Source organism: Bacillus cereus group sp. BfR-BA-01347 (assembly GCF_022663835.1).
GTDB classification, from domain to species: domain Bacteria; phylum Bacillota; class Bacilli; order Bacillales; family Bacillaceae_G; genus Bacillus_A; species Bacillus_A thuringiensis_K.
The window spans coordinates 13,770-31,619 of the sequence record NZ_JAKUGG010000006.1; the positions used below are offsets into that span (position 1 = coordinate 13,770).

The following is a 17,850-nucleotide window of genomic DNA, read 5'->3' on the forward strand; positions in this document are numbered from 1 at the left end:
AATTGTGTTAAACTTGAGAAGGTTACCATATATGGAGGTGGATTATTTGTTTCAAATTGGCGATAACATTGTTTATCCAATGCAGGGAGCAGGTATAATTAAAGCCATAGAAGAGAAGGAAATCTCAGGAGAAAAACAACAGTATTATGTTATAAAAATGTCGGCTAGTAATATGGAACTAATGATTCCAGCAGGGAAAATATTGAATTCGAATATACGACCAGTTACGGATATAACCGCATTAGCACACATAATGGATATTTTTCAACATGGGGAATCAGATAGATTACTTACGTGGAAGCAAAGGTATAAATTGAACACTGATAAAATAAAGACGGGTAAAATGCAAGAAGGTGCTGAAGTTGTGCGTGATTTAATGCGTATACAGAAAGAAAAAGCACTTAATGCAAGCGAAAAGAAGATGTTAGATAACGCATATGAATTTTTGATTAGTGAACTGGGATTAATTGAAGGTATCACAGAAAATCAGATAAAAAGCTTTTGTTAAGGTTCATTACAAATAATGTATTATATCCCAAAAAAGATCTTGAATTTTTTGGGAACATAATTATAGAAAATTTATCATTTCAAAGACATTCAACTCTTTCAAACCACTTTTAGAGCATTACCTCTATTGTTATTACTACAATCAAATCCATTTTTATTTTTTAATTTCATTTATGAATGTTCGAAGTTTAATTGAATACTTCGATAAAATAGTTACTTGATTTTTGCAATCCTGATTCACACTGGCACGGACGAGGAGCCGTAAGGATGAAAGAGAGGTAGGGCTTTCATTGTTTTAGGTATATAAGTTATTATTTTTAGAAGAATACTGAACCATTTTCACTTCTATTGATAAGGTGTTTTTTATTAAAGAGATAAACGAATTGACAGCCATATATGGTTAACAAAAAAGGTTTCCTCCTAAGGAAACCTTTTTAATATTATTTATAGCATTTTATTTTTGGGATATTCGAATTTTTTATTGTAAAGTCGTAAAAATTGACGTTACTATCTAAAAGTAAGTATGATGCGATTATAGTAAGATTTTTTAGGGGGAAGAAAAATGACAAGTTCAAGTAATAAAGCAGCGAGTATTTATGAAGGAACAAATGTAAATGCTGGGGGATTTTTTGAAAACGTTGAAGAAACAAAGTTGTTTGATCCAATTCAAGTTGGAGCTTGGTCTCTTCGTAATCGTATAGCGATGGCACCGATGACAAGATGCTTTGCAGATAATGAGACTGGAGTAGTTGGTGCTGATGTAGTGGAGTACTACAGAAAACGTGCTGCGGATGGAATTGGACTAATTATTACAGAAGGAATTGTCATTAGTCAGAGAGCAAAAGGAAACCCAGGAGTGCCAGGTATTTATACACAAGAACAAATCGATTCTTGGAAACCTGTTACAGAGGCGGTACATAAAGAAGGCGGGACGATTATTGCTCAAATATGGCATGTTGGGCGTATGAGTCATCATGAAATAATTGGTGGTCAAATGCCACAAGCACCGTCGGCTATCGCTGCAGAGGGAAATGTTCCACGTTTTCGTAAACCATTTGATACGCCAGAAGCAATGACGTTAGAAGAAATACAAGAAGTGATCGGTCAATACGCACAAGCTGGGAAAAATGCGATCGAAGCTGGATTTGATGGAGTAGAAATTCACGGTGCACACGGATATTTAATCGATCAATTTACGTATGAGTTTGCGAATAAGCGAACAGATAAATATGGCGGTAATTTAAAACAAAGGTTAACGTTTATGAAAGAAGTAACGGCGGCTGTAATAGAAGCTGTTGGAGCTAATAAAACACTTCTTCGCTTCTCTGCTTTCAAAGGTGATAATCCTACTTATATGTGGGAAAACCCTGAGTTTGCAATTGAAACGTTCATAAATATATTTAAAGAGGTAGGGTTAACGATGATCCATCCTTCAACGATGAATTATACGCAAGAGATTACTGACGGAAAGAATTTTCATCAACTAGTAAGAAAATATTGGGATGGTACGATTGTTGGGGTTGGTAATTTGAATCCGAAAGAGGCCGAAGAAGCGTTGGAAGAAGGAACGATTGATGTAGCGGCATTCGGAAGACCGTTAATTGCTAATCCAGACTTTGTTCATCGAATTAAACACGCTGAAAGTTTAGTTGAATATGACGCGAAAGAGCATCTTGCTACGTTAGTATGAATAAAGATAAAAGGAGAGCACATCGAGTGTTCTCCTTTTATTATGGAATTTCATAGGGGGAAGCGGGATGAGTGAAACGCTACTCGTTATTATTAGTATATTACTATTTTTAATGTTGCTTTTAATCGTCTTTTTTATCATTACATTTTTTATAAAAAAACGAACATATCATTCTATTTTAAAATTACATCCGTACTTAGGAAGAATGCGCTACTTACTGGAAAAGATAGGGCCTGAATTTCGACAATATTGGTTTGATCATGATACGGATGGAAAGCCTTTCTCACGTTATGATTTTCAAAGTGTTATGTTTTTAGCGAAATATCGCTCTGAAATACTTGGTTTTGGATCAAAACGAGATTTTGAAGCTTCTGGCTATTATATTGCTAATACATTATTTCCGATATTAACTGAGGAATTAAGTGTGAATCTCACGCAAGAGCGGGAAGGTAAAAAGTACGTGATTCATAAAGAAGGGTTATTTTCAAGAAGAGAAAAATTGACAGCGGATACAACGAATCTTTGGCTGTATGAAGAAGATGATGCAATTATAGTTGGTGAGAACCGTAAATATCCGTGGAAGCTACATGGCATGTTTGGTGCATCTGCAACTTCTTACGGTGCGATTGGAGAAAATTATATTTTAGCGAGTGGTTTTGGAGCGAAAATGGCAGGCGGATCGTGGATTAATACGGGTGAAGGCGGCGTTATTCCAGAACATTTACATACAGGAGCAAATATCGTTGCACAAATTGGTCCAGGGTTATTTGGATATCGTGATGAGGACGGTAATTTTTCAATGGAAAAATTCATGGAGAAAGCGAAAGAAAGTAATATTAGAGCATTCGAATTGAAATTTGGGCAAGGTGCTAAAATACGTGGTGGTCATTTAGAGGGGCAAAAAGTAAATGAGAAAATTGCTTTTGTTCGCAACGTCCGAAAGGGAGAGACGATTAATTCACCGAATCGATTTTCATTTTTAAAGAATGCAGCGGATACACTTTGTTTTATTCAACAGTTGCAAGAAAGCGGCGGTAAACCAGTTGGAATGAAAATTGTAATTGGTCAGCAGAAGCCTTTGGAAGATTTAATAAAAACAATGAAAGAACTAAACATTTACCCAGATTTTATTACAATAGACGGTTCAGAAGGTGGGTCAGGGGCAACGTATAAATCGATGGCAGATTGTATGGGACTGCCGCTTATCCCAGCATTACTTACATTTATCGATACAGCAAATCATTATGGTGTCCGTAACAAGTTTAAAGTATTTGCATCGGGTAAATTAATAACACCAGATAAAGTAGCGATTGTTTTAGCGATTGGAGCGGATGCTGTAAGTTCAGCCCGCGGATTTATGATGGCAAGCGGCTGTATTATGGCCCTTCAATGTAATTCTGGCCAATGTCCATCTGGTGTAGCCACGACGAATCCACATTATCAAAAAGCATTAGATCGGTATGAGAAGAAGTGGCGAGTCATGAATTATATTATTAGTATGAGATATAGTTTATTTTCATTAGCGGCAGCGGCGGGAGTGAAGAGCCCGCGCTATTTAACTAGAGAGCATATTGTGTTTAAAGACGAGGTGGGGAGAGTAATTCCTCTTTCGGAGTTGTTTCCTATAGTAAATCAAACCTAAAAGTATATTTGATATGTAAGATTTTTTAGAGGAATACTCATATTTTGGGGAAAATTAGGAGTATAATAGGGAAGTGTTTTTTAAAATGACTATTTTTAGGGAGAGATTCACTTGCAGCAAGGTTCTTACAGTATTACAATTTTTTTACTCGTCATAGGGCTCGTTATATTTAGACGCATGCGCTCTACGAATCGACCAATTAATAATAAAGGAAGACGACTACTATTGCCATTATTTTTCTTATTACCAGGTTTTTCTTTATATGCAGCACCGATACAACTTGCTGATTGGAAAATTGGTATAGCTGCTGGGATCGGATTGTTATTGTCAATTCCACTTATTATTTTAAGTGGGTATGAAGTCAGAGAAGATGGTCAAATTTATGCAAAAAAAGTATCGCTTTTATTGCTACATTTTTAGTTATCGTTCTTTTACGTGCTTATTTTAGAAGACATTTACAAGGGTTAGATCCAAAGTCAATCGGTATTCTTTTCTACACTCTTGCGGTTTGTTATATAGTACCTTGGTGTATTGGATGCTATATGAAATTTCGTAAAGTATATGTAGAGAAAGAGAAAATTGAGACGTCAATAAGCTAAAAGTCATACATTTGTGTGGCTTTTTCTTTTAAAATTTATCGGGTAAACAGATGAAAATAAGGTGTGAAAAAACACCGTTTAATTTTCTGAATATTCTTGCTTTAAATTCTTGAAAAATCATTGTAATCCACTGGGATAAAGGCGTTTATAAAGGTTTTCACATGTAATGAAAAGTGCTCGTTCACTTGAAAGAACAAAAAATGTTTGTTAAGGTAGGGAACCATAAGCGAAAACAAGAAAATAGAAAAAGTCATTTTTCGAAATTTTGAATGGCTTATGGACTAAGGGAGAGATTTGGTGAAGATTGAAATTATGGTTTCGCTTGCTATTTATATGGCAGGTATGTTGTATATCGGATATTGGTCTTATAAGAAGACATCCAATTTATCAGATTATATGTTAGGCGGAAGGGGACTCGGTCCAGCAGTTACAGCTTTATCAGCTGGTGCTTCTGACATGAGTGGTTGGATGCTAATGGGATTACCTGGTGCGATGTATGCAACAGGATTATCAAGTGTATGGATTGCGATAGGTTTATTAATAGGTGCTTATGCAAACTATTTAATCATTGCCCCGCGTTTACGAACGTATACAGAAGTGGCAAATGATTCAATTACGATTCCAGACTTTTTAGAAAATCGGTTTAAAGATCGTACGAAAATACTTCGTTTTGTCTCCGCTATCGTCATTTTAGTATTTTTCACATTTTATGCGTCGGCTGGTTTAGTTTCAGGTGGACGTTTGTTTGAAAATTCTTTTAACCTTGATTATAAAATTGGTTTATTTGTAACAGTGGGTGTCGTTGTTGCGTATACACTATTTGGTGGTTTTCTAGCTGTAAGTTGGACGGACTTTGTGCAAGGTTGTATTATGTTTATTGCACTTGTACTAGTACCAATTGTTGCTTTTACGGATGTCGGTGGTGTAACAAAAACATTCAATACGATTAAGCAAGTTGATGCATCACATTTAGATATGTTTAAAGGGACTACAATGCTTGGTATTATTTCATTTTTAGCATGGGGTCTTGGGTATTTTGGTCAACCACATATTATTGTCCGCTTTATGGCAATTACCTCTATTAAAGATTTAAAAACTTCTCGTAGAATTGGTATCGGTTGGATGACGATTTCAATTATAGGTGCAATGCTTACTGGTCTAATTGGTATCGCTTATTATGCTAAAAATAATGCGACATTACAAGACCCAGAAATGGTCTTTGTAACATTCTCAAATATTTTATTCCATCCGTACATTACAGGATTTTTATTATCAGCTATTTTGGCTTCGATTATGAGTAGTATTTCCTCACAATTACTTGTTATTTCAAGTGCCGTAACGGAAGATTTCTATAAAACATTTTTCCGTCGTAATGCAAGTGATAAAGAACTTGTATTTATCGGTAGGCTGTCAGTATTAGTTGTAGCGATGATTGCAGTTGTTTTAGCGTATCATCCGAGTGATACAATTTTAACGCTTGTTGGATATGCTTGGGCAGGATTTGGATCAGCATTTGGACCAGCAATTTTATTAAGTTTATATTGGAAGAGAACGAACAAATGGGGCGTTCTTGCTGGGATGATTGTCGGGGCATTAGTTGTTATTACTTGGGTACAAATTCCAAGTTTAAAAGCGACTATGTATGAAATGATACCTGGATTCTTCTGTAGCTTATTAGCTGTTATTATTGTAAGTTTATTAACGAAAGAACCAGTTAAAGCGATACATCGTGAATTTAATGAGATGGAAGCAGTATTGGAAGAAGAAAAGAAATGATTTGCAAAAAGAGTAAACGGTGAATAGCGTTTACTCTTTTTACATGTAAAATGAAAGTAAGGACTTATTGACAATAAAAAATAAGTAACTTATAATAAATCTTGAGTTCGAGATAATAAATGTTCATAATGAAAATTTATTATGGTTATAAATCGAACAAATATTTTTTGTGAATTATCTTGAATTCGAGATAATTTAATAGGTTAGACACCGATACGTAATCTTGTAATTAATATCTCGAATTCGAGATAAAATTATAATGACGGATTTTACTTTGTAGCATGGACAAAATGAATAATGAATTTAAATGTAAAAGAATTTTTATAATGAAATAAAAAAGGGGTGGAAGAAATGGAAAAGAAAACAATGGGAATCCATCATATTACAGCGATTGTAGGGCATCCACAAGAAAATGTAGACTTTTATGCTGGTGTATTGGGGTTACGTTTAGTGAAACAAACAGTGAATTTTGATGATCCAGGTACGTACCATCTTTATTTTGGAAATGAAGGAGGAAAGCCTGGAACAATTATTACGTTTTTCCCATGGACAGGTGCTCGTCAAGGTATTATTGGAGATGGTCAAGTAGGAATTACGTCTTACGTTGTACCAAAAGGTGCAATGGAGTTTTGGGAAAATAGATTAGAAAAATTCGATGTTTCGTATACAAAAATGAATCGTTTTGGAGAGCGGTATTTAGAATTTGATGATCCGCATGGTTTGCATATAGAATTAGTTGAAAGAGAAGAAGGCGAATTAAATAATTGGAGTTTTGGAGAAGTTACACCAGAAGTAGCAATTAAAGGGTTTGGAGGTGCTGTTCTTTTATCTACACAGCCTCAAAAAACAGCTGAATTATTAGAACATATTATGGGTCTTGAGAAAATTGGAGAAGAGGGTGAATTTGTTCGATTCCGTTCTTCTGCTGACATTGGAAATATTATTGATTTGAAATTATCAACAATCGGTCGTGGCCAAATGGGCGTTGGCACAGTTCATCATATTGCCTGGAGAGCGAGTGACGATGCTGATCAGCTAGACTGGAAAGAGCATGTGTCGCGTTTTGGATATCACGTAACTCCTGTACAAGATCGAAATTATTTTAACGCGATTTATTTTAGAGAACATGGTGAAATCTTATTTGAAATTGCAACAGATCCTCCTGGTTTCGCTCATGATGAATCGTTAGAGACGATGGGTGAGGAATTAAAGTTACCGGAACAATATGAACAACATAGAAAACAGATTGAACAAACGCTTTTACCATTTGAAGTGAGAAATTTAGATTAAAGTGATTGAAGGGGGAAAAGGATTATGATGAAACATGTTTTTCAAAAAGGAAAAGATACGTCAAAACCAGTGTTGTTATTACTTCATGGCACAGGTGGTAATGAATTAGATTTACTACCACTTGCAGAAATAGTTGATCCGGAAGCGTCGGTATTAAGCGTTAGGGGAAATGTGTTAGAGAATGGGATGCCGCGTTTCTTCCGCCGATTAGCAGAAGGCATTTTTGATGAAGAGGATTTAATTTTCCGTACGAAGGAATTAAATGAATTTTTAGATGAAGCGGCTAAAGAATATAAATTCGATAGAAATAACATTGTAGCTATCGGTTATTCGAATGGGGCAAATATCGCAGCAAGCTTATTATTCCATTACGAAAATGCATTGAAAGGTGCTGTGCTTCATCACCCAATGGTACCAAGAAGAGGAATGCAATTAGCAAATTTAGCAGGGAAATCTGTATTTATTGCTGCTGGGACAAATGACCCAATTTGTTCATCAGCAGAGTCAGAGGAATTGAAGGTACTATTAGAAAATGCAAACGCGAATGTAACAATGCATTGGGAAAATCGAGGGCATCAATTAACGATGGGTGAAGTAGAAAAAGCAAAAGAGTGGTATGACAAAGCATTTTAAAAAAGAAGCATCTGCTAATCATTAGCAGATGCTTCTTTTTTATTTAAGACTGGATTGCAAGATGAGATGAAGAAAGTGGTAGCTTAATATCAACAATTGTACCTTTATTTAATTCGCTTGAAATGTGTAATTTACCATGATGTTCTTCAATTATTTTGTAACACATCATTAATCCTAGTCCTGTGCCTTTTTCTTTTAAACTATAAAAAGGTTCGCCTAGACGGGAGATACGATCTTCTGGAATGCCACAACCTTCATCGATAATTCGTATTAAGATGAAATTATCCTCTAATGGTTTTGTTTGGATGAAAATATTTCCGCCATTTGGCATCGCTTCTATCGCATTTTTTAATATGTTTATAAAAACTTGTTTTAATTGGTTACCGTCACATTGAATATCATATACGTAATCAAAATGATCCATGATGATATGAACGCTATGCATAATTGCAGTCGGTAAAATAAATGTAACTACCTCTTCAATTAAAGTTTGTATGTTACAAGTTTGGATAGATAATACTTGTGGCTTAGACATCGCCATAAATTGACTCGTGATGGATTCCATTTGTGAAATCTCACTTAACATAACATCGATATACCATTTTTGCTCCTCATTTATTTCAGGGAGGAGCAACGTTAGAAAACCTTTTAGAGAAGTGAGTGGATTTCGAATTTCATGGGCAATTCCAGCTGTCAGTTGTCCGACTACTGCGAGCTTCTCAGATTTTCGTAATAACTTTTCAGTTTCTTTTAGCTCAGTAACATCTCTCCCCATCACGATAAGACCTTTGCGAGAACCGTCAGGATGATAAAGCGGGACTTTTGATATACTTAAGATTAGATCGAAATCATCTCTATGTATAATAAATTCCTCGCCATGAAGAATTTGTCTTTGTTGCCATGCTAGTTCATCAATTTCTTCACAATGTAAAAAAGCTTCTCGGTATGCTTCATTATATTGAATGAGTTCGCTATCTTTTTTCCCATGGTAAGGTACATGATGGAAATTGAAGCAAGAAAGTGCGTAGTCATTTGCCTCAAGCCAGCGCCCTTCATGATCTTTAAATATAACAAAGGCAGGCATGGAGTTTACTAATGTACGTAATCTCTTCTCACTTTCTTTTAGCATATTCTCAATTCTTTCTGATTTTTCAAGCGGCTTCATAATAGCATATACGCCAGTAAGACGATTTTGAACAAAAATAGGAACTAGTTTTGTCACAACATCTAATAAGAATCCATTTTTATGATAAATAGATAAGATATACTCTTGTTGATTATCCGCTTCAGTATTCTTTATATTTTGTAATACTTGCTCAGAAATATGGGCTTCTAAAATAGAGGTAATATTTTTCTGTTCTAATTCTAAAGAAGTGTAACCTAATATTCTTTCGGCAGAAGGATTTATATGTAGAATAACTCCTTCTAAATTTAATGAAATAATACTATCAGGATTGTGTTCGAACAGAGATGCGTACATTTCTGTTAATGAACGATCTTGTATATGGTTTCGCAAACGTCTAGAAATGTTCGGATGACGTTTTTTTTGAGTTGGTGAATATTTTTTACGACTCATAATAGTTCCTCCGTACAAATAGCATCTAAAAAGATTTGTCTATTCATAACTATAATATAGATGTAATGTGTATTTCTATAAAAAATGGAAGTTATAGAATAAATTTTGTTTTTTTTATTTTTTGTAAGGTGAATGCAGGGTGGTAATAAGGGGAGCTTATATTGTTTTATAAACCTTTTGTAAGTTACAGACGGCTGTTTTCCATATAACATTAGGGTAGAGGAGGGGAGAGGAAATGAAAAATTATATTCAAGGGATTAATCACGTGCAAGTAGCTGCACCTGTAGGGTGTGAAGAAGAGGCGCGTGATTTTTATGGGAATATGATTGGTATGGAAGAAATTCCAAAGCCAGAAGAGTTGAAAAAACGAGGCGGATGTTGGTTTAAATGCGGAAATCAAGAAATTCATATTGGTGTCGAGCGGAACTTTACACCAGCTAAAAAGGCTCATCCAGCTTTTTATGTGAATGAAATTAATGAATTTAAGCAAACACTTATAGAGCAAGGTGTTAAAGTGATTGATGATTATGCACGGCCAGATGTAATTCGATTTTACGTGTCAGATCCATTTGGAAACCGAATTGAATTTATGCAAAATAAAGACTAGGTGGATTCCCACCTAGTCTTTAACTTCTTCTGAAAAGTCCTAACACTTCTACAGTTTCTGTAATATTAACGAATGCATTCGGGTCGATTTCAGAAATTGTTAGTTTCATACTTGCTAATTCTTCACGAGAAACGACGGTCATAAGTACACGCTTTTTCTCGCTTGAATAAGCACCTTCGCCATCAAGTAACGTTATTCCACGTACAACAGTTGAAAGAAGCTGTTTTTTCATTTTTTCTGCTTCATTTGTTACAATCATAAGTGTAACTTTACGATGTTTTGTATGAACAGCATCAATTACTTTACCAGTTACATAAATTGAAAGTAAGCTTGTAAGTGCAACATCCCAGGTGAAGAAGAATCCTGCGATTATTACAACGACTGCATTTAAAATAATAAGGAATCCGCCAAGTTTAATGTCTCGCTTGCGGGATAAAAGCATACCGATAATATCAAATCCACCAGTGGATCCATTACAGTTAAAAACAAGACCAATACCAGCTCCGGCGATGACACCTCCGAAGATAGAAGATAACAATGGATCTGTTGCTACGACTTTTACTGGAACGTAGTATAATGCAACAGATAATACAACTACAGAGACAACGGTGTTAAAAATTACTTTTTTTCCAAGACCTATGTACCCTAAAATAAGGATAGGTAAGTTTAATACAAAGTTAATAATGCCTGTGTTTACAGGGGTTACAATCCCTAAAATAATAGCAATTCCGCCAATTCCACTACTTAAAATTTTGTGGGGGATAAGGAAAAGATTAAAGGCAACCGCAATAATAATAGAACCGATAATAACACCAAGGAATCTGACCATTTCTTTCCCGTCCTTCACTGAAAAATTCATATTATTTCAAGATTATATATGATATTGAAAGTTTTGGGTAAAAACAGTTTATTTTGGTAAATTAGATTAATCAAAAGAATTTGAGTATTTTATTATTTGAAAGGGGATACAGTTGTGAAGATAAAAACCTATCAACAGAAAAGCCCGTTGAAGCAAGAATGTGAGGATTCTTATTTTTGTAATAAAGAAAAAAAGATTTATGGTGTATGTGACGGTGCAACACCACTTGTCCCGTTTCGTGATGAAAAGGGACATAATGGAGCATACATCGCTTCGCATTTATTTGCAAGTTATTTTACTGCATTACGAGAGAATCATAGTTTACAATTTGCAGTTGCCAAAGCAAATGAAGCATTGCAAAGCAAAATGTTAGAATATGAAGTAGACACGGGAAAAAAAGAGCATTTGTGGTGCACATGTATCGCGGCAGTTCAAATAGTTGGTGAGAAAATTGAATATGCGCAGCTTGGGGACTGTATGATTGTCGCAACTTTTCAAAATGGAACGATGCAAGTATTAACGAAAGACACAGTTGAAGGAATTAGTAAACGAGCAAAAAGGAAGAGGGAAGAAGATCGTAAAAAAGGGTTATCTGTACCAGAAGAATATGTTTTTCAAGATGTGCGAGAACAGTTAAAATACAATCGTTATCTTGCAAATATGCCAAATGGTTATTCAGTTGCAAATGGAATGAAAGAAGCGATACATTATTTACAACATGGTGAATTACATATAGATGAAGTGAGTGGAATTTTTATTTGTTCAGACGGGTTATTCCACCCAGATTGGTCATTAGAACAAACTGTTGCATATATAAGAAAGAATAGTATAAACGAATATGTAGCAATCATTGAAGAGCTAGAAGCGGAAAAGAGAATAAGGCCAGATGATAAAACGATTATTATGATTGATTTTTAAGAGGAGGCAGTTCAAATGGAAATTAAATGTGTCAATCTAACATTTCAAGATGAATTAGTTCCTTTAGAAAAAGTAAATCAACTGATTATTCACCATACAGCTGAAGATGGATGGGACGTGTATAAAACGCATGAATTTCATCAAAAAGTACGGGGGTGGAGCGGGATTGGTTACAATTATTTTATTGAAGAAGATGGAACTGTAGTGGAAGGACGAGGTTTACATATTGGAGCGCATGCGAAAGACCATAACCGTTATACAATTGGAATATGTATGACGGGAAATTTCGATAAATACGATCCAACTCCTGCACAAGTGAATGCATTATATTCTTTATGCAAAATGTTTATGAAGCAATTTGCTATAAAGGAAAAAAATATACTAGGTCATAGGGAGTTAGAAGGAGTTACAAAAAGCTGTCCTGGTAATCGTTTTTCTATGGTAGAGTTAAGGAAGATATTATCTTAAATATAGAGGAGTAACAACGATGATGAATATAAAAATACCAAATGATAAAAAAGAAGAGCTTGTAGCGCAAATTCAGCAATTTTTCATGGAAGAAGATCTAGATGAAATTGGACGTTTCCAAGCAGAGCGTTTAATAGAAGAAATGATTAAATTAGTTGGACCATTTGCATACAATCAAGCAATTGGAGATGCAAGAAAGCTTGTAAGTGAGAAATTAACGAATATCGAAGAAGATTTATACGTGTTAGAGAAGAATGAAGGAAAATAAAAAAAGAGCCGATGGGCTCTTTTTTATTTTTCTTTCTTATGTTCCTTATATTCATGTACTTTTTCTTTCACATTACCAACTGTATCTTTAGCAGTGCCTTTCACCTTATCCCATTTTCCTTCAGCTTGTAATTTCTTATTGTCAGTTACTTTCCCGACAACTTCTTTTACTTCACCTTTTACCTTATCAATGGCACCTTCTACTTTTTCTTTTAAACCATGATCATGTTTAGTCATACATTTCTCCTCCTTGTAGTTTGATTAGAATTCTCTTTTCATATTGCAAGTTGAATGATGTATCTAGTAATAGCGTAACAAATCTAGTTGGAATATTCAAATGATTAATAGGATAGAAAAGGAATTGTCATAAAATGTTTAAAAATGTAACGGAAGGAGAAAGAAAGTAAATTATAATATGTCTTTTGCGGTCCATATTGATTTTGTATAAGCAATTTTCATATAGGCCCGTTCCATGTTATTTTGACTGCGGCTACCAAAGCGGGCTTGGCCAACTATTAAATGACAATTTGTCGCTATAGCTTTTTCTATTCTTTTTTGAATTAATGCAGTATGACAGCCGTTACGTTGAAATTCTGGCAAAGTAGCAGAAGCAGCTAATGATGCGACACCCTTATTTATATACAGGACACCAATACCAGCAGGGATATTTTGAACTTCAGCTATGAAAAAATGCCATCCTGGTTCATTGTAAAGAATTTCATTATTTTGGCGGACACCATCTTTTGTAAAGGATGGCATATTAAATCCACGTACATAAATGTCTGCAAAAATATCAAACTCATTTTCTTTTAGTTTTCGTATTGTAATATTAGAAGGAAGAAGTGATGAACCCTCTCTCGGTATACTATACAAAGCAGTATGGAAGCTAGATTGATAAAATCCTTTTTGAGATAAGTATTGAAATAATTCAGTTGTACCTTGTGCTGGGGTAATTTCAAAACGACAAGGGATTTGTAGTGATTCATAATAAGAAATGATTGCATCAATCGCATCTGCATTTGTAATACCTTTTACCGTATTAAAAGCAGGACCAGCAATTATTTTTGATGAAAAGGCAGTGACACTACCGAATTTTTTCATTTGCACTTGCATTGGGTTTCCGCTCATTGTTTGTAGTCTCTCTAATTTAGAAGAGAGCATATCAATTTCTGCATTTTCAATTTCTGTTGCCATATCGAGTGTCATAACAGTAGTCATAAAATTCCTCCGTTAATAAATATATTTCATAGTACATATACGATTTTTGTTTTGAGATTCCTGTTGAAATGTGAGAGAATAAGAGGTTTTTTGGAAGGGAAATGGAAGTGAACTGTCGAAGGGAGTAGAAACAGATTAAAGGTGGTGCTCTCATGAAACAAAAAGCCGTGCAGACATGCTCTAATTGTGGTTCTCAAAATATAGGAGAAGGTGAGTTTGTCGGATATGCACAAATACGGAAAAAGGAAACGATGTTCACATCTTCGCCGGTGGATGCTTATATTTGTACAGATTGTGGGAATATCCTTTTATTAAAGGTAAGGAATTATGAAAGGTTTAAACAGAAACCGTTATGATTATTGAGAAGTGGTCATATCCAACTTTGTATACGAAACGACTTATGTTAAGGAAAATGAATATGAGTGATAGTTTACATATATATGAGTATGCTACAGATAAAGAGATGACAACTTTTACTGTATGGGATGCTCATCGATCGTTATGTGACACATATAACTATATAGAAGAAATTGTGGGTCAGTACAATGGAGGGCAAGTAGCACCTCTTGGAATTGTATTAAAAGAGGAAAAAAAACTTATAGGCACGTGTGGATTTATAAAATATGATTTGGTCACACATACAGCAGAAATTGCATACGCCTTATCTCGAAAATATTGGGGAAGAGGATTAGCTACGGAGGCTGTGTTAGCTTTTTTCTACTATGGTTTTCATGAATTGCATCTTAATAGTATTGAAGCGGGATGTGATTCAGAAAATGAAGCATCTGAAAAATTAATGAAACGTTTGAATATGGAGTACAAATATACAATTCAGAAGGATATGTTTATTAAAGGTAAGAATCGTGATACAAAAAGGTATTTTATATCTAGAGAAAGATATATGAATCAATGAAATATCTTACATTGAAAACTCCTTTAAATGAATTAAGGAGTTTTTTTATTTTGATAACAACAAATGGACTATTAGGAAGCGCTATTTTTATTAACGTTCTAAGTTTAGAAAAAAAACGCTATATAACACAATCGCAACCGCAAGTTGACAAAGTGCAACCGCAGGAAGATAGAGATAAGGGCAATGTTTACATACAATTTAGGTAAGAAAACAAAGGGGGACACACATATGGGATTTGGTGAAAAGCTTTTTAGATTAAGAAAGGAAAAGGGCCTTTCTCAAGAAGCATTAGCTGAAAAATTAAATACCACAAGGCAAGCAGTTAGTAAATGGGAAAACGGTCAAGGTTTTCCTGAAACTGAAAAATTAATAATGATTGGAAATGTATTTGAAGTATCACTCGACTATTTATTAAAAGAAACTGCAGAGCAAAGTAACGAAAAGGAAAATGGTTACTATGTAAGTAAGGAAATGGCAGAAGGGTATGTAGTGTATGGACAAAAAATTTCTAAATATATTGCGTTAGGATTTAGTTTGCTTATTTTATCTACAATACCGTACTTATTATTTAAAGAAAATGCGACAATGTCTACGTTTCTTGTCATTATCATTGCAGTGCTTGGGATTGGAGCAATGATGGCATCTGTAACAATAGAAGAGAGTCGATACAATGTATTGAAAAAGGAAGAACTACTATTTGATCAAAACTTTCTAAAAGAATTGACAAAAAGATATGCGATTATTAAGAAGAAGTATGCTGCAGTAATGATCGTTGGATTTTGTTTTATAGCAGCAGGCGCGATACCGTTTTTATTTGAGAAAAAACGAATTACTTCAGGAGAGCTTGTGCAGTACTACCCTTATTGTGTTGTACTTATTGCTATCGGAGTTTATCTTTTTGTTCGTGTGTTAGGAGTATGGGAGATATATCGGATCTTAGTAGAAAATAAAGAATATAGTAATCGTCTTATTTTTAAACTGAAAAAGAAAGTGAGAAAAAAGGTAGATAGTTTATAAAAGATAAAAAAACATGTTTCGAATCAATGTATTCAAAACATGTTTTTTATCGTTCTGAATTATTTCCAAGAAAATAATTCAGAAAATACAGAAAAATATAGTGGTTATTTGCAGAAGTCTGTTATAATAAACAAAAAATGAGAACGCTTTAAAGGGGGATATAACCAATATGATGATGAACGTACCGCTAACAATTAGTTCTATGATGGAAAGAGCAGAGAAACTATTTTCGAAGAAAGAAATTGTTTCACGGACACATGATACAGTTACAACGTTAACGTATAAGCAGTTAGGGGAAAGGACGAGAAGACTTTCCAGTGCGTTGAAAAAGCTTGGAATTAAAGAAGGTGAACGTGTAGGAACATTAGCGTGGAACCATCATCGACATGTGGAAGCGTATTTTGCTATTCCAGGTATTGCTTCTGTTTTGCACACAATTAATATTCGTTTATCTCCTCAACATATTTCATACATTATTCAGCACGCAGAAGACCGAGTTCTACTTATAGATGAAGATCTCGTACCACTCGTTGAAAATATTCAATCACAATTATCAACTGTACAAGCTTACATTATTATGACTGATAAAGATGAACTCCCAAATACAACGCTGGAACCTGTATATCATTATGAAAAGCTATTAGAAGAAGGCAATCCAAATTTCCAATTTGTAAAAGATATTGATGAAAATACACCTGCTGGTATGTGTTATACGTCAGCGACTACAGGAAATCCAAAAGGTGTTGTATATACGCATCGTAGTACTGTTTTGCATTGTATGGTACTCGGTTTAGCTGATACAGCTGCTTTATCGGAAAGTGATGCAGCAATGGCAATCGTCCCTATGTTTCATGTGAACGCTTGGGGACTTCCTTTTGCGGCTACTTGGTTTGGATCAAAACAAGTTCTTCCTGGACCGATGTTTACTCCGAAAATTTTATTAGAGATGATTCAATTAGAAAAAGTGACGTTAGCTGCGGGTGTGCCGACAATTTGGCTCGGCGTATTACAAGAGTTAGAAAATAATAGTTACGATTTATCTAGTATGACGAGAATACTATGCGGAGGTGCAGCGGCGCCGAAAAGTGTTATTAAAGCATTTGAACAGAAACATAATGTTCCGTTCATACATGCATATGGTATGACTGAAACGAGTCCACTCGTAACACTTGCACGTTTGAAAAGTTATGAAACGGAATTATCGTATGAAGAGCAACTAGAAATTCGCTCTAAACAAGGATATCTTGTACCTGGTGTCGAGATGAAAGTAGTCGGGACAAATGGTGAAGTGAAGTGGGATGGTACTGAGATGGGAGAATTATGTTTACGAGCACCGTGGATCGCTGAAAGCTATTATAACGATGATCGTACTGTCGAAGGGTTTCGCGATGGATGGTTATATACTGGTGATGTTGTCACAGTGGATGAGGAAGGTTGCGTGAAAATTGTTGACCGTACGAAGGATGTTATTAAAAGCGGGGGAGAATGGATTTCTTCTGTCGATCTTGAAAATGCTTTAATGGCACATGATGCTATATTTGAAGCGGCTGTCGTTGCAATTCCTCACCCTCAGTGGCAAGAGCGACCTGTTGCCTGCGTTGTTCAAAAGAAAAATAGTACAGTAACGAAAGAAGAGATATATGAGTTTTTAAAACCACAGTTTGCGAAGTGGTGGTTACCAGACGATATTGTATTTATGGAAGAAATACCGAAAACATCTGTTGGGAAGTTTTTAAAGCAGGCGCTTCGGAAAGAACTTGAGCATTTGCATAAAGAAAAATAATTAAATTTATATTTGTAAACCTATAAAGAAAATAAGTTGACAAAAACTAAATGGAAAGATAATATAACTTCTATAATATGTTACCTA

18 protein-coding genes and 1 pseudogene are annotated in these 17,850 nt (G+C 34.9%); 15 read left to right on the forward strand and 4 right to left on the reverse strand.

Annotated elements, in window-relative coordinates; translation table 11 throughout:
- Positions 1-46: 46 nt before the first annotated feature.
- The 7 genes and pseudogenes from MR143_RS11630 to MR143_RS11660 all read left to right on the forward strand — a co-directional run bounded on the left by MR143_RS11630 (position 47) and on the right by MR143_RS11660 (position 8,137).
- Positions 47-508, forward strand: a complete 462-nt coding sequence (locus MR143_RS11630) for a CarD family transcriptional regulator (protein ID WP_175423368.1) — start codon at positions 47-49, stop codon at positions 506-508.
- A gap of 561 nt (positions 509-1,069) precedes the next feature.
- Positions 1,070-2,197 carry an alkene reductase gene (locus MR143_RS11635; protein WP_242280781.1) on the forward strand — a complete coding sequence of 376 codons (1,128 nt, stop codon included), beginning with the start codon at positions 1,070-1,072 and terminating at the stop codon, positions 2,195-2,197.
- 67 nt (positions 2,198-2,264) lie between these two features.
- Positions 2,265-3,839, forward strand: coding sequence for a glutamate synthase-related protein (locus tag MR143_RS11640; protein WP_199717656.1), 1,575 nt, complete (start codon positions 2,265-2,267; stop codon positions 3,837-3,839).
- A gap of 111 nt (positions 3,840-3,950) precedes the next feature.
- Positions 3,951-4,438 (forward strand): annotated as a pseudogene (locus tag MR143_RS11645) (CcdC protein domain-containing protein).
- Between the two features lie 297 nt (positions 4,439-4,735).
- Positions 4,736-6,214 carry a sodium/proline symporter PutP gene (gene putP, locus MR143_RS11650; RefSeq protein WP_000687618.1) on the forward strand — a complete coding sequence of 493 codons (1,479 nt, stop codon included), beginning with the start codon at positions 4,736-4,738 and terminating at the stop codon, positions 6,212-6,214.
- A 351-nt stretch (positions 6,215-6,565) separates the two neighbouring features.
- Complete coding sequence (locus MR143_RS11655) at positions 6,566-7,504, forward strand: ring-cleaving dioxygenase (protein WP_000412750.1); 939 nt, start codon at positions 6,566-6,568, stop codon at positions 7,502-7,504.
- A gap of 24 nt (positions 7,505-7,528) precedes the next feature.
- Complete coding sequence (locus MR143_RS11660) at positions 7,529-8,137, forward strand: alpha/beta hydrolase (protein WP_000975488.1); 609 nt, start codon at positions 7,529-7,531, stop codon at positions 8,135-8,137.
- Between the two features lie 43 nt (positions 8,138-8,180).
- Here MR143_RS11660 and MR143_RS11665 read toward each other — a convergent pair whose 3' ends face one another.
- A complete protein-coding gene (locus MR143_RS11665; protein ID WP_000087651.1) occupies positions 8,181-9,713 on the reverse strand; it encodes a BA3702 family sensor histidine kinase in 1,533 nt (510 codons plus the stop codon).
- A 235-nt stretch (positions 9,714-9,948) separates the two neighbouring features.
- Here MR143_RS11665 and MR143_RS11670 point away from each other — a divergent pair, with 235 nt between their 5' ends.
- Positions 9,949-10,320, forward strand: coding sequence for a VOC family protein (locus MR143_RS11670; RefSeq protein WP_000800778.1), 372 nt, complete (start codon positions 9,949-9,951; stop codon positions 10,318-10,320).
- A 19-nt stretch (positions 10,321-10,339) separates the two neighbouring features.
- Here the strand turns inward: MR143_RS11670 and MR143_RS11675 are convergent, their stop codons facing one another.
- Positions 10,340-11,149: a YitT family protein gene (locus MR143_RS11675; RefSeq protein ID WP_000251344.1), complete on the reverse strand. Its 810-nt coding sequence runs from the start codon at positions 11,147-11,149 to the stop codon at positions 10,340-10,342.
- Between the two features lie 126 nt (positions 11,150-11,275).
- On the opposite strand from MR143_RS11675, the gene MR143_RS11680 reads away from it, so the two are divergent.
- From MR143_RS11680 to MR143_RS11690, 3 genes are read left to right on the forward strand one after another with little or no spacing between them, the layout of a single operon-like run.
- Positions 11,276-12,097, forward strand: a complete 822-nt coding sequence (locus MR143_RS11680) for a protein phosphatase 2C domain-containing protein (protein WP_002000458.1) — start codon at positions 11,276-11,278, stop codon at positions 12,095-12,097.
- Positions 12,098-12,112: 15 nt separating this feature from the next.
- Positions 12,113-12,565: a peptidoglycan recognition protein family protein gene (locus MR143_RS11685; protein WP_000402976.1), complete on the forward strand. Its 453-nt coding sequence runs from the start codon at positions 12,113-12,115 to the stop codon at positions 12,563-12,565.
- A 19-nt stretch (positions 12,566-12,584) separates the two neighbouring features.
- Entirely contained in the window at positions 12,585-12,833 is a 249-nt protein-coding gene (locus MR143_RS11690) for a DUF2164 domain-containing protein (RefSeq protein ID WP_000981064.1), read from the forward strand.
- 23 nt (positions 12,834-12,856) lie between these two features.
- On the opposite strand, the gene MR143_RS11695 is transcribed toward MR143_RS11690, so the two are convergent.
- Positions 12,857-13,069, reverse strand: coding sequence for a CsbD family protein (locus MR143_RS11695; protein ID WP_000160410.1), 213 nt, complete (start codon positions 13,067-13,069; stop codon positions 12,857-12,859).
- Between the two features lie 171 nt (positions 13,070-13,240).
- Positions 13,241-14,050, reverse strand: coding sequence for a GNAT family N-acetyltransferase (locus tag MR143_RS11700; RefSeq protein ID WP_000214351.1), 810 nt, complete (start codon positions 14,048-14,050; stop codon positions 13,241-13,243).
- A 152-nt stretch (positions 14,051-14,202) separates the two neighbouring features.
- Between MR143_RS11700 and MR143_RS11705 the strand changes: the two genes are divergently transcribed.
- From MR143_RS11705 to MR143_RS11720, 4 genes are all read left to right on the forward strand, one after another.
- Positions 14,203-14,406 carry a hypothetical protein gene (locus MR143_RS11705; protein ID WP_000810193.1) on the forward strand — a complete coding sequence of 68 codons (204 nt, stop codon included), beginning with the start codon at positions 14,203-14,205 and terminating at the stop codon, positions 14,404-14,406.
- Positions 14,403-14,963 (forward strand): GNAT family N-acetyltransferase, encoded by a 561-nt coding sequence (locus MR143_RS11710; protein ID WP_000582841.1) that lies wholly within the window; start codon positions 14,403-14,405, stop codon positions 14,961-14,963. Before MR143_RS11705 ends, MR143_RS11710 begins: the two co-directional genes overlap by 4 nt.
- Positions 14,964-15,191: 228 nt before the next feature.
- On the forward strand, positions 15,192-15,980 hold the full coding sequence (locus MR143_RS11715; protein WP_000505636.1) for a helix-turn-helix domain-containing protein: 789 nt from the start codon (positions 15,192-15,194) through the stop codon (positions 15,978-15,980).
- Between the two features lie 169 nt (positions 15,981-16,149).
- Positions 16,150-17,763 carry a long-chain fatty acid--CoA ligase gene (locus MR143_RS11720; protein ID WP_199717655.1) on the forward strand — a complete coding sequence of 538 codons (1,614 nt, stop codon included), beginning with the start codon at positions 16,150-16,152 and terminating at the stop codon, positions 17,761-17,763.
- Positions 17,764-17,850 lie beyond the last annotated feature (87 nt).

Excerpts from the sequence above, each read along its gene's own strand:
- MR143_RS11665 (WP_000087651.1), bottom strand. The coding sequence starts at position 9,713 with ATGAGTCGTAAAAAATATTCACCAACTCAAAAAAAACGTCATCCGAAC.
- MR143_RS11690 (WP_000981064.1), top strand. The coding sequence starts at position 12,585 with ATGATGAATATAAAAATACCAAATGATAAAAAAGAAGAGCTTGTAGCG.
- MR143_RS11710 (WP_000582841.1), top strand. The coding sequence starts at position 14,403 with ATGATTATTGAGAAGTGGTCATATCCAACTTTGTATACGAAACGACTT.
- MR143_RS11720 (WP_199717655.1), top strand. The coding sequence starts at position 16,150 with ATGATGATGAACGTACCGCTAACAATTAGTTCTATGATGGAAAGAGCA.
- MR143_RS11675 (WP_000251344.1), bottom strand. The coding sequence starts at position 11,149 with ATGGTCAGATTCCTTGGTGTTATTATCGGTTCTATTATTATTGCGGTT.
- MR143_RS11655 (WP_000412750.1), top strand. The coding sequence starts at position 6,566 with ATGGAAAAGAAAACAATGGGAATCCATCATATTACAGCGATTGTAGGG.
- MR143_RS11670 (WP_000800778.1), top strand. The coding sequence starts at position 9,949 with ATGAAAAATTATATTCAAGGGATTAATCACGTGCAAGTAGCTGCACCT.
- MR143_RS11635 (WP_242280781.1), top strand. The coding sequence starts at position 1,070 with ATGACAAGTTCAAGTAATAAAGCAGCGAGTATTTATGAAGGAACAAAT.
- MR143_RS11705 (WP_000810193.1), top strand. The coding sequence starts at position 14,203 with ATGAAACAAAAAGCCGTGCAGACATGCTCTAATTGTGGTTCTCAAAAT.
- MR143_RS11640 (WP_199717656.1), top strand. The coding sequence starts at position 2,265 with ATGAGTGAAACGCTACTCGTTATTATTAGTATATTACTATTTTTAATG.
- MR143_RS11700 (WP_000214351.1), bottom strand. The coding sequence starts at position 14,050 with ATGACTACTGTTATGACACTCGATATGGCAACAGAAATTGAAAATGCA.
- MR143_RS11685 (WP_000402976.1), top strand. The coding sequence starts at position 12,113 with ATGGAAATTAAATGTGTCAATCTAACATTTCAAGATGAATTAGTTCCT.
- MR143_RS11660 (WP_000975488.1), top strand. The coding sequence starts at position 7,529 with ATGATGAAACATGTTTTTCAAAAAGGAAAAGATACGTCAAAACCAGTG.
- MR143_RS11715 (WP_000505636.1), top strand. The coding sequence starts at position 15,192 with ATGGGATTTGGTGAAAAGCTTTTTAGATTAAGAAAGGAAAAGGGCCTT.
- MR143_RS11695 (WP_000160410.1), bottom strand. The coding sequence starts at position 13,069 with ATGACTAAACATGATCATGGTTTAAAAGAAAAAGTAGAAGGTGCCATT.